Genomic DNA, 12,300 nt, shown 5'->3' with positions numbered 1-12,300 from the left:
GGGACCATGCATGAGGAAACGATGCATGCCTACAGCTCCGTGATTGAGTGACGTCCCGGGATCAGCGAAAGATGAGCGTGAAGTACGTCGGCGAACAGCCGACGTACTTCACAATGAGAGCGATGTCAGCTCACCTCCTTGCACGAGCCACAGCCTCACTCCATGGCTTGGCTCTCGGCGACGCCTTCGGTTCCCAATTCTTCGTCCCGGCCAATCGTCACGCCCTCTCCTCTCGCTCTCTTCCACCCGGCCCATGGCAGTGGACGGACGACACCGAGATGGCGTGCACCATCTACCGTGTCCTGGCGGATCACGGCGCCATCGATCAGGACGAGCTAGCTACTGATTTCGCCAGCCGCCATAACTTCGACCGCGGATATGGTCCGGCGACGAACCGGATGCTCCGGCTCGTACGCGAAGGAGGCGACTGGCGGGCGCTTTCTGCCGAGCTTTTCGACGGCAAGGGCTCATGGGGCAACGGCGCCGCGATGCGAGTGGCACCACTTGGCGCCTGGTTCGCCGACGACCTGACCGAAGTCGTCCACCAAGCCACCCTGTCGGCACAGGTCACCCACACCCATCCCGAGGCAGTGGCCGGCGCCGTGGCCATAGCGGTGGCGACAGCCGTAACCGCAACAGAACCCGACCTGCCCTCCGGACACTTCCTCGATCACATCAGCGAACACGTACCCGCGAGCATGGTTCGCGACGGCATCGCCGAGGCCCGGCAACTCCTCACCATCAGCGACCCCTCGCTCGCCGCCCAGATGCTCGGGAACGGACGACAGGTCACCGCGCACGACACCGTGCCGTTCACCCTCTGGGTGGCAGCCCGCCAACGCCACGACTACGAGGCGGCCATATGGACCACAGCGGTGGCCGGAGGGGACGTCGATACCACCTGCGCCATCGTCGGGGGCATCGTCGCCGTTGCCGAGGGCATCCGCCTGCCACCGCAGTGGAAGAGACGCTGCGAACCCCTGCCGGACTGGGCAGGTGCCCCGCCACTCGCCCCTGAGCCCACCCCGTAGGCAGTCGGGCATGGCATCGCACCCTTCTGATCCCTTGGGAAGGCATTGGGAAGGATCACCCGGTGATGCATGGCGATAGCCGTACACCACCGGACACAAGAAGAGGGCCCCTGACCGGCGTTACCGCGGGGCAGAGGCCCTCTTCTGCTGGTTGAGTTGTGCGCGCCCTGCAGGATTCGAACCTGCGACCGTCGGATTAGAAGCAAGATCCTTTACCGTCGTACCGTGCCGTTTGGTGGTGATACGTGCCGCCTTCGCGCACATCGCATGCCCGGCAGTGCCGAGCCCTGACGGGGCGTGGCGGGGCACGCGAGCACGCACCGAGCACGGTCGACGCCCTATTCGATCATTACGTTATGGCTCCACGGCCTGAGCCCCGCACCCCAGACCATGCTGGCGCTCCACACGGCGCTGCCGCCGTGCTCGGCGCGTGCTCCAACGCCCAGACGCTCCGTGCGGGCGCAAGCTCACCCGAAGCCCTCGGCCAGGATGGCCTACTTAAATCCAGCGTCCTAGAGCTTGATCCGAACGAGGTTGCGTGCCTTGAGCGCGTAGAGGCTGCTGCCGTCAGGCGACGCCGCCAGCAGCGGTTGCGCGCCGTACGCCTGGGCGGCTAGTCCGGACACGACCGTGGAAACGGTCATGGTCCTGGTGTCCAGGCGGTAGACCTGGTTGCCGTCGGTGCCGTAGATCTTGCCGCCGGCCTCGACCAGCGAGCCGCTGCCCCCACCTGTCACCGGCACCGGGACGGTCCTGGTGACCTTCTTTGCCCAGGGGTCGAGCTCGAAGATGACTCCGGTGGAGGCGATGCCGTACAGCTTGCCGCGCTGCTCGGTCAGCGCGCTGATCCGCTTGGCTCCTGGCACGGGAACCAGGCTCCACCGGACCTGCTTGGTGCGCAGGTCGAAGGCGGCGAGCTTGGCCTCGGGTTCGATCGGAGTAGTGCCGAGGCCGCCGTAGATCTCACTGCCCACGTAGGCGGTGCCGAGCAAGCTGGTGATCGCACTGATCGACTGGTTCTCGACGACATCGCGGAAGGCCTCGACGGCGTTCTTGTGCGGGTCGTAGAGGGCCAGGGCGCCACCGTGCAGGCCGTACTCCGGCTGGGTGCCGACCAACAGGCGGCGGGTACGCTCGTCGTAGTGCGCGGCCAGCGGGCGGTTCTGGTCGGCGCCGACGCGGGTGAGGCGCTGCAGGTCGGAGCCGTCAGGCCGCATGCTGAACAGGTACGCCAGGGTATAGACGGACAGGTAGACCTGGTCGCGGATCGGGGTCATCACCTTGGCCTCGCCTGGCAAGAAGGTGCGCGTGCTCGTGCCGGTGGCCAGATCGTGCACCTGGACCCCGGCCTTGCCGCTGACGAGTACCTGATCCTCGGTTGCCGTGATGGCCATGGCGAGTTCCGGCGCGGGCGGCATGCCGGCCTGGGTGAGATCGACGCCGGTCAGCTCCTTGGTGGCCGGGTCGTATTCGACGACCTGGCTGGTGAGCACCGCGACGACCTTGCCGCCGCGCAGGAAGATCCGGTTGAAATACGCCCCGTCGTACGGCACGACCAGCTTCTCCAGCTCGGCGGTGTCGCGGTCGTAGCGGTAGAGCGTGCCCGAGGGACGCGTACCGAAGTAGACGTCGTTGTTGGCCGCGTCGATCTCGATGGCAGTCACGTAGGAGTCGCCTGGCGCGTCGACCAGCGTGTACTTCGATGGGTCTACCGTGTCCATGAGCAGCATGTCACCGGTCGCCGACAGGCCGGCCGCGAGCAGCCCCTGCTTCGAGGTGAGCGTGGCGACGAATGTGCGGTCGGCCAGCTCGGGCGGGAGGATCTCGCGCTTGGCTCCGGTGGCCCGGTCGATGGCGATCAGATGCGCGTGTGCGCCGACTCCGGCGTAGATCGTGGTGTCGTCGACAGCGATGCTGCGAACGTACTGCTCGCCAGCGGCCGCCTGGCCGAAGTCGCGGGTCTGGCCGGTGGCGGTGTCGTATTCGACGACCCTGCCGCCCGGGTAGGTGCCCGCGTAGAGCTTGCCGTCGCCGGAAGCGGCCATGGACCAGACGAAGTTGTCCGGCTTGACGTCGGCGACCTTCGTGGCCGTCCCGGAGGTGGTGTCCACCTTGTGGATGTCGCCGGGCGTGTACGTGCCGACGTAGAGGTCGGTGCCGACGACGGCGGTGGCCCAGGCACCATCGCCCGAGGGCAGCTCGGTGATAGAGGTGACCTTGCGCTGAGCGGGGTCGTAGGCGCCGATCCTGGTCGGTTTGATGCCGCCGGTGGCGACGTAGAGCTTGTCGCCGACGAACTCCGACCCATTGATCGAGGTGACCGACGACGCGGGCCCCAGGTCCTCGACGACCGGCGCCGGTGCGCCGGTCGTCAGGACGGCGGCCATGACGGCCGTGACGACTGCGTTGAACGGCATGGGGGTGCCTTCCATTTACGGACCAGTCCGATATTCGCGCAATTCGTATCATAAGAGGCCAGAATCAATCAACCTTGAGCGGCAGCCTTGACCTCGTCCCTGGGGGGACGCCGCCTTGTGGGTGGGGGATCGAATACTCGATTCACGTGGTGACCTGCGGCTCTTGGCAGACGTGTGGATCTTGAGCGTCACTGTCTAAGCGATCGCTCAAAACGACTTGTGCAGTCGCTCAATTCGAAGCACCGAGGTTTCCGCATGTCTAGCGAAGCCACAGGTCAGACGTAGTGACTGAATATTAGGCACCGCCCCCATCGGGGCCGCTATCAGCTACCACCCGACGCCCACCAGCAGCCCGCCACCGTGCACGGCCTCGAAGAGGCACAGACTCCTGCGCACCCGCATCGTCGGCGGCGCCATCAACGAGTACCGCTACGCCTCTTGACCAGCGGCGACGACTTTCCGAGCCCCACAGGCAGCGGCCGCAGCCGAGAAGACCGCCGCCCTGCTCCTCGGCGACGAAGACCAGACACAGTCCGGAAAACTCATCTCGCTACGAGGCTGAACAGTCGGATAAGCATCCGGCCCCGCAGTCGCCACCTTCTCGCGGCGGAGCGGGGCCGCTGCTCTTCCGTAGAACCCCGAGGAGGGCGAATGGATCATGGTGTGTGCAGGGTTGGTCCACACGAGCACGCACGGAGCACGCTGGCGCCAGACGTATATTCTAGAACGCATCCGATCCGCGTTTCCGCAGGTCAGGACATGATCAAAGCGCGCCCTGCAGGATTCGAACCTGCGACCGTCGGATTAGAAGCAAGATCCTTTGATGTCGCGTTGTGCCATTGGGTGATGGTTCGTGCCGTCTCAGCGCGTTTTGTGTGTTAGGCAATGCCGGGTTCTGCCGGCGTGTGACGGGGCGTGCGAGCACGCACCGAGCGCGGCCGACACCCTATTCGATCATTGCATCACGGCTCCCCGGAATGGATCCCGCGCTCCCGGCGCCGGAGTGACGCCTCTCTCAGGACGCTGCGGCGGTCCTGATGTGATCGGCGAGTGGCGACAGCGACGACAGCGGCAGTTCCCGATGCGTCCATGCCTGCCTGAGATCCTTCGGGGTGTAGCGGGGAAGCAGGTGAAGGTGGAAGTGGAACACGGTCTGCCAGGCCGTAGGGCCGGTAGCGTGCCAGATGTTCATCCCGCCCGGTTCCAGCGCGCGCCGCAGCAGGGCGGCGGTGTACACAGCACCCCGCATCAGCAGGCCCGCCCGGTCCGGGCCGATGTCGGTCAGGTCGCGACAGTGCTCGCGGGGGACGACCAGGGTGTGACCGCGAGTCGCCTGCGAGATGTCAAGGAAGGCGACCACGTGCTCGTCGGAGTAGACGATCTCCGCGGGGATCTCTCCAGCAATGATGCCGCAGAATGTACAGGTTTCGGTCATGACCGCCTTTCCTCCACTTGATCAAGCCAGAGCGTAGCGACGCGGATCAGGCTCAGGAGAGCGGGGCGCGTCCAGAGCCTCACTGTGACCCGTGCCGTCGAGCGGTGGTCGAAGCCGGCCTCAGTCCTCATCCACGGCACCGCACACGATCTCCCGGGCGCCGAGACGGCCGGACACCTGGACGTCGTCGCCAGGCTCTGCCCCCAGGATCTCCAGCGCCCGGTTCGCGATGACCTCGTTGGCGTTCATGTTGGTCGAGGTGCCCGCGCGTCACATCAACGACGAACTGACTGTCCAGAGACCCGGCACGCACCTCACTGCAGGCCTTGCCGATCGCCTCCGCGATCACATCGTAGAGCAGGCCGAACTCGTGGTTGGCCCTAGCGCAGCCTGCTTCACGCCGACCGCCGCGACAAGCTGGCGGTGCCGGTGCAGGAGTATCCGCTGATCGGGAAGTTCTCCTGCGCCCGCGACGTGTGCACGCCCCGGTAGGCGGTCATGCGGGACCGTTCGCTCGCCCAGGAGGTCACGCTCCACGCGCACTGCGGACTCCTCCAGCGCTGTCACCGGTCCGCCTTCGTTCCGCCACCACGTCTATCGCCGTCCACGCCAACGCCGTCGCGGCATCGCGGATCGCACGCTCGGCCGCCGCACCCACGCAGTGAGCGGCAAACTCCATCTGATGGTTCAGGGCCGGCAGTGAGTCGATCCCGATGTAGGGGTGGATGGCCGGCACCACCTGCGACACATTGCCCATATCGGTGGAAGCCGATTCATCCGCGACGCCATCCCGCCCCCGGCGAACTCGGGCCCCAGGGCCACGGCGTTGCGGCGGTACGCCGCCAGCGCGGCCTCGTCCGCCCGGAACTCCGCGTACGGCTTGCTCTCCGGAACGAGCTCGAGCTCACACCCGGTCGCCAGCGCGCCGGCCTCGAAGCAACGCCGCACCTTCGGCTCCACCTCGGCTAGCTCGGCCAGCGTCTCGGCGCGGACATACCAACGGCCCTCCGTGCGCTCGGGGATCGCATTCGGCGCCTCGCCACCACGGGTCACGACCCCGTGCACCCGCACCGTGTGCGGAAGCTGCTGGCGCAGCAGGCCGATCGCCACCTGCGCGACCGTGAAGGCGTCCGCGGCGTTCACGCCCTGCTCGGGGTATGCCGCGGCGTGAGCCGCCTTGCCCCGGTAGGACACGTGGGTGTGCGACACCGCGAAGGGACGTGCCTCCGCGACGTCGACCGGCGCAGGGTGCGCCATCATCGCCAGGTCAAGGCCGGCGAACGCCCGCCGGTCGAGCAGCTCGATCTTGCCGCCGCCGCCTTCCTCGGCAGGGGTGCCGTAGACCTCGACGGTCAATCCCAGCTCGTTGGCCAGCGGTGCCAGCGCCGCCGCGGTGCCCACCGAGCTGGCCGCGATCAGGTTGTGCCCGCACGCGTGCCCGAGTCCCGGCAGGGCGTCGTACTCGGCGCAGATGCCGAGCCGGAAGGGGCCGGACCCCGCGGTCGCGTGGAACGCGGTCTCCAGGCCCAGGTAGCCGGTCCTCACCTCGAAGCCCGCCTCATCCAATGCGTCCGCGACCCAGCGGACCGCCTTGTGCTCTTCCCAGGCCGTCTCCGGGTGGGCGTGCAGCCGCTCCGACAGGGCCACGAGCCGGTCATGTCGCTTGGCCACAGCATCCGCGACCGCCTGCTTGACCATCACTCGTCTCCCGGCACGCCGTAGCTCGGTGCGTCCCCGGGACGCAGTGCCCGAGCCACGTAGTCGTCCCGCTGCGGTAGCCAGATCTCGACCAGGCGCCGCAGCTCGGCGATCGGCTTGTCGCTCCAGTCGACACGCAGGTCGGTCTCGCGCCATGGCGTCGCTCGGACCACGGACAGTCCCGCCGAATGGAGCGGGCCGGCCTCGCCGCCGACCGACAGCCCGGCTTCGAGCGCGGCGAGGAGCCGGAGCTCGAGCTCTCCCTCCGCTGACTCGAACCTCTGGACCGCGGTATCGATGACGCCCGGCGTGGCGAGCAAGTTTCCCGCCGAGACCACCGATCGGCCGCGACACTCAGCGACGACGCCGAGCGCACGGGCACCCGAGAACACCGCGGACTCGCCCGCGAGATTCAGCACCGTGAGCTGCCGGTAGCCGGCCTCCGGCGTCGCCGCGACGACCTCCGCCAGCGCCTTCTCCGGGGTTAGGCCGCCTTCGAGCGCGTCGAGGAGCTTGGCGCCCAGGCGGGGATCGGTGACGTTCTGGGACGCGGCCCCGCCGGCCCCGTCCGGAGGACGCGATCCGTCAGCTGGTCGTAGGAGATCTCTTGTCCGGCGTGGAGGGGAAGGGTGGCCAAAACCACCCGTTGTTTCCCCGCGGTAATCGCAATGGGCCCGTCGGTGTCGACCACCCGCAACGGCCCCAGAACACTGAACCGCAGACCCCTGCCAATGTCCACGACATCAGGTTTATCGCACGTCCTCTGCCCTCGCCACCAAAATGGCCGCGACCACATCGAAGACCCGATCCTCGAACTGGTGCCGCATCAGCTCCCTGGAAAGGATCCGCACCCTTCCGCGAAGGGCCGTCCTGCCGGATTGCATGGATCTAGTTAGGGTCGTCTCCAGCTCGACTCTGAGTACGACTGTTGCGATTCGTTGGGTGCTGACTGGTACTGCTGTTGCGCGTACGGCTGCTCGTACCCCGGCTGCATGGGTGCGCCGTCCCCCCGTGGTTCGTGTGGTTGGTCCGCTGCCTGCTCTGCGGCGCTGGAACGCCGACGAAGCAGCGGGACCACGATGGCCAACACCACACCCGCCGCACCAACAACGACCGCGGCGATGAGGGCGCCGAACAGATCCGCGCGCAATGAGTTCCCGAACGCGTCGTAGACCGCCGTTACCAGTGCACCGGTCACCTTGTGGGCCGCGAAGGCGCTGTTGCTGAGCAGCTGATCCTTGCCGGCGTCCAGCGCGAACATCGCACCACCCATGCCGAGCGCGACCGCGGAGCCGGCCGAAGCCAACGTCACGAATCGCCGCCGTGCGATCAGGATGGCGAGCCCCAGTACGCCGAGCGCGGTCACTGGCAGGACGCCGGCCAGCGTGTGCAGCAGGTTGGCCGACTCCCGGGCCTGAGCGATCTCCGGTGAGTCGACCAGCGTGAGCCGGGTGTCCGCCTCACTTGGCGCCCGCGGCGTGTTGATGCCGTGGGCCTTCAGTCTCTTGCGGACATAGTCGATCAGGTCGCCGGTGTCGACCACGATCTTGGTGCCTGTGCCGTCCACCACAAGATCGCGCGCCGCCAGGTTCGCGTCCAGCCAGATCTGCCGCGCCTCTGCGGTAGCGAGGATAGTGGCCATCTGGGTATGGACGAGGTCCTTCCATCGGCGCGGAACCGCGTAGCCCTTCTCGTTGGCCGCGTCGAACGCGGTATTGGCCAACAGGCGTTGCAGCTCCCGATCCTGCAATAGCGGAGCCACCGTGTTTCCGTATGCATCGGTCTGCAACTGGCCATCGGCCCACCGCACAGGTACGGCGATGATCGCCACCAGGCAACCAACCAAAACTAACAAACCCGCGAAAAATCCCCTGACAAGACGCATCAGGACACCGTGCCAGCTCTCAGGGGTAGTTGTCCAACTACGCTAGGCTCCCAATTGTTTGAGCGCGAAGGAACTCACCCCAGATCGGTCCCGAGCGTCGCGGCGTCGGGATCGATACCGGCCCTCTGCAAGATGAGCCACACCGTAGAAGCGCCCACCCGATGACCATCGATCGGCCGCGCGCCTACGAGATCTTCGCCTCAATCGCCTACCTCGGCGGCCGGCGCGCCGCCTTCACCCGCCTGGCCGCCACCGCGCGGCCACGAGCCGGTGACCGCGTCCTCGACGTGGGCTACGGCACCGGCTACCTGACCCGCATCCTGTCCCCGTGGTCAGCCCCAGCGGCCATATCACCCGCCTCGACCCCTCCCCGGCGATGATCGACCACGCCACACACCACGGCCCGGCGAACTGCACCTACCTCACCGGAACAGGCCAGAACCTGCCCTTCCCGGAGCCGAGGCCGAACTCGGCCGGGTGCGCGATCTGCTGGCGCTGGCCGATCCGCGTGAGCCCGCCACCCGCACCCAGATCGCCGACCTGATCAAACGCACGCTGGCCGAGACCGACACGCTGCCCAACGTGGAGACGGTCCGCAGCAAGGTCAAGACCGGGCAGCATCTGACCCAGGAGATCACCGTCGAGCAGTGGCTGGCGGAGTTCCTCAACCGCAAACGGAAGATCGAGGAAACCACACGCCGCTCCTACGAAGGCCGCATCCGGCTCTACCTCACCCCGTACCTGGGGCGGCTGCGGCTGGAGCAACTCAAGGTCAGCGACATCGCGTTGATGTTCGAGCAGATCGAGGAGTTCAACGACAGCATCGCCGACCGCCGCGCCGACCCCGACCCAGCGGTGCGGGCCAGCGTCAAATATCGGCGGCCGATCAGCGTCACCACCATGCACAACATCCGCGCCACCCTCCGCCACGCACTCAACATGGCGATGCGCCAGGACCGGCTGATCGACTTCAACCCCGCCGCCGTGCTGGAGATGCCAGCCAAGACCCGGCCCAGACCTGTGGTGTGGACCGAGGACTGGGTCCGCGCCCGGCAGCAGGACTACCGCAGCTACCGGGAGACGGAAAAGCGACACCGGGGCGGGCGGCGGGTCGACCCGATCGACGCCTACACCAGCGTGCCGCGCCCCTCCCCGGTCATGGTGTGGACGCCCGCGCACACCCGCCGGTTCCTCCAAGAAGCCAAAGCGCATCGCCTGTTCGCCCTCTACCAGCTGATCGCGCTGCGCGGGCTGCGCCGGGGCGAAGCGTGCGGACTGCGATGGAAGGAAGTCGATCTCGACGGCCAGACCTTGACCGTGAACTGGCAGCTCGTGCAGCTGGCCTGGCAGGTCCACGAGGGCACCCCGAAGACCGACGCCTCGGTACGGACCATCGCCCTGGACACCGACACCACCCACGTCCTGCGCGCCAACCGCCAACAGCAACTCCAGGAACGCCTATCGATGGGCGAGGCCTGGACGCACACCGACTTCGTGTTCACCCAGCCCGACGGCAGCCGCCTGCACCCGCAGCACGTCTCCGACCAGTTCTTGTGGCTGGCCTACCTCGCGGACCTGCCGCCCATCCGGCTGCATGACCTGCGCCACGGCGCCGCCTCGCTGATGCTGGCGGCAGGGGTGGAGATGAAGGTGGTACAGGAAACGCTCGGCCACACCTCGAGTGCGTTCACCGCCGACACCTACACCTCGGTCTACCCGCAGGTGGCCACCGCGGCGGCCGAGAAGACCGCTGCCCTGCTCTTCGGCGAGGAAGACCACGCCGAACCGGGCAAACTCATCTCACTGAGAAGCTGAACAGGCGGATTAAGCATCCGGCCCCGCACTCGCCGCCTACTTGTGGCGAGGCGGGGCCGCTGCTCTTCCCGCAGCAGTCGGCAATGCCGAATGGATCATGGAATGTGCAGGGTTGGTGCAACCGAGCACGCACGGAGCACACAAACGCTAGACGAAAATTCTAGAACGCATCCGATCCCGCATCACTGCAGGTCAGATCATGATCAAAGCGCGCCCTGCAGGATTCGAACCTAATGACTGTGTACGACCCCGAGTTTCGCCGACTCGGGCACTCGCCTCAGATGCCTTGATTCGAATCGGAGCTTGACTCCTGACCGCAGGCCGTGCGAATGGGGCGAGGGCCTGGCGGGTGGTGGTCGACGGGGACCGAGTGAATGCCTGAGTCGATACTGGACCTGGAGTCCTCTGCTAAGGCCGTGCATCTCGGTCTCTCTCGGCCGCCACCCGTCAGTCGCTTTTTGGCCAGGATCGTGGCGTGAGCCAGCCGCAGGAGAGACCGCTCGTATCTACCAGGGCGCTCGAGCCCTTGCGCAGAACGCGGACCTGCGGCGGGCTGGGGCCACGAACTGCTGATCGGATGTCGAGCCGTCGAGCTCTCTCATGAGGGCGTGGCGTGCCCCTGCGCGGCTCACCTGGGCCGATGACCGAACGAAGGAGGCGCCGGTGACGGTGACATGCGGAATCGACTGGAGCGAAATCCACCACGACGTGGCCTTGGTCGATGAAGGCGGCAAGCTGGTGGCCAAGCGGCGTATCAGCGACGATGCCCACGGCTGGCGGGTCCTGGTCGAGTTGCTGGCCGAGCACGGTGACCGTCCCGACGACCCGATCCCTGTCGCGATCGAAACCGGGCGTGGGCTGCTGGTGTCCTGCCTGCGGGCCACCGGGCGCAAGGTGTATGCGATCAACCCGCTGGCTGTGGCCCGTTACCGCGAACGTCACACCGTCGCCCGCGCCAAGTCCGACCACGCCGACGCCATGACCTTGGCCAACATCCTGCGCGTGGACGCGGCCTGCCACCGGCCGCTGCCGCAGGACTCCGAGCTGGTCCAGGCGATCGCCGTGCTGGCCCGGGCGCAACAAGACGCGGTCTGGAGCCGGCAGCAGCTGGCCAACCAGCTGCGCTCGCTGCTGCGGGAGTACTTCCCCGCGGCGCTGACGGCCTTCCACGTCAAGAACATCGGCCTGACCTCCCGCGAGGCTCGTGCCGTCCTGCAGGCGGCGCCTACGCCCACCGCGGCCGCCAAGCTCACCGCCCGCAGGTTGCACGCCCTGCTGCGCGCCTCGGGCCGGCAGCGCAACATCGCCACCTGGGCTGAGCGGCTGCAGGCGCTGTTCGGTGAAGAACACCTTCGCCAGCTCCCACCGGTCGAAGCAGCGCTCGGCCGCCAGACCCAAGCCTTGCTGTTGCAGCTGGATGCGGCATGCCGCGCTGCTGACGATCTCGCCGAAGCCACCAGCGAGGCCTTCCACCAGCACCCGGACGCGGCCGTCATCACCAGCTTCCCGGGCCTGGCCGATCTCACCGGCGCCCGGGTGCTCGCCGAACTCGGCGATGACCGCTCCCGCTTCGCCGACGCCCGCGCGCTGAAGGCGTATGCAGGATCGGCCCCGATCACCCGCGCCTCGGGCAAGAGCCTGGTCGTCCACCACCGCAAGGTGAAGAATCAGCGCCTGGCCGCCGCCGGCTACGTCTGGGCCTTCGCTTCCCTACGAGCACCAGGCCCCAGAGCCCACTACGACCGCCGCCGAGACGACGGCCAGCGACACTCCAGCGCGCTCCGCAACACCTTCAACCGCCTGCTCGGCTGCCTTCACCACTGCCTGCAAAAGGGCGTGACCTACAACGAAGATGTCGCCTTCCAACCGCGATCGAAGGCCATGGCTTGACAACTTGGGCAGATCGGATGTCTGCGATCGTCGGATTAGAAGCAAGATCTTTTAGTGCCGCACTGTACTGTTTGGTGGTTATTCATGCCGCCTCTGCGCACTTTGCATGTCCCCCAGTGCCGGATCCTG

Annotated in this window: 10 protein-coding genes and 1 pseudogene; 4 read left to right on the top strand and 7 right to left on the bottom strand. The window is 67.1% G+C overall.

The features are described from left to right. The first annotated feature begins 71 nt into the window (after nucleotides 1-71). Nucleotides 72-1,031, top strand: coding sequence for an ADP-ribosylglycohydrolase family protein (locus tag ACTWPT_RS50090; protein ID WP_443184634.1), 960 nt, complete (start codon nucleotides 72-74; stop codon nucleotides 1,029-1,031). A 512-nt stretch (nucleotides 1,032-1,543) separates the two neighbouring features. On the opposite strand, the gene ACTWPT_RS50085 is transcribed toward ACTWPT_RS50090, so the two are convergent. The 7 genes and pseudogenes from ACTWPT_RS50085 to ACTWPT_RS50055 all read right to left on the bottom strand — a co-directional run bounded on the left by ACTWPT_RS50085 (nucleotide 1,544) and on the right by ACTWPT_RS50055 (nucleotide 8,466). After that, nucleotides 1,544-3,448, bottom strand: a complete 1,905-nt coding sequence (locus tag ACTWPT_RS50085) for an outer membrane protein assembly factor BamB family protein (protein ID WP_443184633.1) — start codon at nucleotides 3,446-3,448, stop codon at nucleotides 1,544-1,546. 1,015 nt (nucleotides 3,449-4,463) lie between these two features. After that, on the bottom strand, nucleotides 4,464-4,883 hold the full coding sequence (locus ACTWPT_RS50080; RefSeq protein WP_443184632.1) for an HIT family protein: 420 nt from the start codon (nucleotides 4,881-4,883) through the stop codon (nucleotides 4,464-4,466). Nucleotides 4,884-5,003: 120 nt separating this feature from the next. Continuing rightward, nucleotides 5,004-5,132 carry a hypothetical protein gene (locus tag ACTWPT_RS50075; protein ID WP_443184631.1) on the bottom strand — a complete coding sequence of 43 codons (129 nt, stop codon included), beginning with the start codon at nucleotides 5,130-5,132 and terminating at the stop codon, nucleotides 5,004-5,006. A 146-nt stretch (nucleotides 5,133-5,278) separates the two neighbouring features. Continuing rightward, entirely contained in the window at nucleotides 5,279-5,413 is a 135-nt protein-coding gene (locus ACTWPT_RS50070; RefSeq protein ID WP_443184630.1) for a hypothetical protein, read from the bottom strand. 157 nt (nucleotides 5,414-5,570) lie between these two features. Continuing rightward, complete coding sequence (locus ACTWPT_RS50065) at nucleotides 5,571-6,581, bottom strand: amidohydrolase (RefSeq protein ID WP_443184629.1); 1,011 nt, start codon at nucleotides 6,579-6,581, stop codon at nucleotides 5,571-5,573. Beyond that, nucleotides 6,581-7,135, bottom strand: a pseudogene (locus ACTWPT_RS50060) (DUF1028 domain-containing protein); the annotation flags it as partial. The pseudogene ACTWPT_RS50060 and the gene ACTWPT_RS50065, both read right to left, overlap by 1 nt. Nucleotides 7,136-7,473: 338 nt before the next feature. Further along, nucleotides 7,474-8,466, bottom strand: coding sequence for a hypothetical protein (locus tag ACTWPT_RS50055; protein ID WP_443184628.1), 993 nt, complete (start codon nucleotides 8,464-8,466; stop codon nucleotides 7,474-7,476). Nucleotides 8,467-8,627: 161 nt separating this feature from the next. Here ACTWPT_RS50055 and ACTWPT_RS50050 point away from each other — a divergent pair, with 161 nt between their 5' ends. The 3 genes from ACTWPT_RS50050 to ACTWPT_RS50040 all read left to right on the top strand — a co-directional run bounded on the left by ACTWPT_RS50050 (nucleotide 8,628) and on the right by ACTWPT_RS50040 (nucleotide 12,171). Beyond that, nucleotides 8,628-8,846, top strand: coding sequence for a hypothetical protein (locus ACTWPT_RS50050; RefSeq protein ID WP_443184627.1), 219 nt, complete (start codon nucleotides 8,628-8,630; stop codon nucleotides 8,844-8,846). Between the two features lie 97 nt (nucleotides 8,847-8,943). Next, nucleotides 8,944-10,281: a tyrosine-type recombinase/integrase gene (locus ACTWPT_RS50045; RefSeq protein ID WP_443184626.1), complete on the top strand. Its 1,338-nt coding sequence runs from the start codon at nucleotides 8,944-8,946 to the stop codon at nucleotides 10,279-10,281. Between the two features lie 663 nt (nucleotides 10,282-10,944). Then, entirely contained in the window at nucleotides 10,945-12,171 is a 1,227-nt protein-coding gene (locus tag ACTWPT_RS50040; RefSeq protein ID WP_443184625.1) for an IS110 family transposase, read from the top strand. The last annotated feature ends 129 nt before the right edge of the window (nucleotides 12,172-12,300 follow it).

The organism is Nonomuraea sp. 3N208 (genome assembly GCF_052245935.1).
Taxonomy (GTDB): domain Bacteria; phylum Actinomycetota; class Actinomycetes; order Streptosporangiales; family Streptosporangiaceae; genus Nonomuraea.
Note: the sequence above shows the minus strand (reverse complement) of the source record. Positions and strands in the feature narration are given on the sequence as shown.

Bases quoted from the DNA above. Each gene is read 5' to 3' on its own strand.
- ACTWPT_RS50075 (WP_443184631.1), bottom strand. From the start codon at position 5,132: ATGAACGCCAACGAGGTCATCGCGAACCGGGCGCTGGAGATCCTGGGG.
- ACTWPT_RS50090 (WP_443184634.1), top strand. From the start codon at position 72: ATGAGCGTGAAGTACGTCGGCGAACAGCCGACGTACTTCACAATGAGA.
- ACTWPT_RS50080 (WP_443184632.1), bottom strand. From the start codon at position 4,883: ATGACCGAAACCTGTACATTCTGCGGCATCATTGCTGGAGAGATCCCC.
- ACTWPT_RS50055 (WP_443184628.1), bottom strand. From the start codon at position 8,466: ATGCGTCTTGTCAGGGGATTTTTCGCGGGTTTGTTAGTTTTGGTTGGT.
- ACTWPT_RS50085 (WP_443184633.1), bottom strand. From the start codon at position 3,448: ATGCCGTTCAACGCAGTCGTCACGGCCGTCATGGCCGCCGTCCTGACG.
- ACTWPT_RS50050 (WP_443184627.1), top strand. From the start codon at position 8,628: ATGACCATCGATCGGCCGCGCGCCTACGAGATCTTCGCCTCAATCGCC.
- ACTWPT_RS50065 (WP_443184629.1), bottom strand. From the start codon at position 6,581: ATGGTCAAGCAGGCGGTCGCGGATGCTGTGGCCAAGCGACATGACCGG.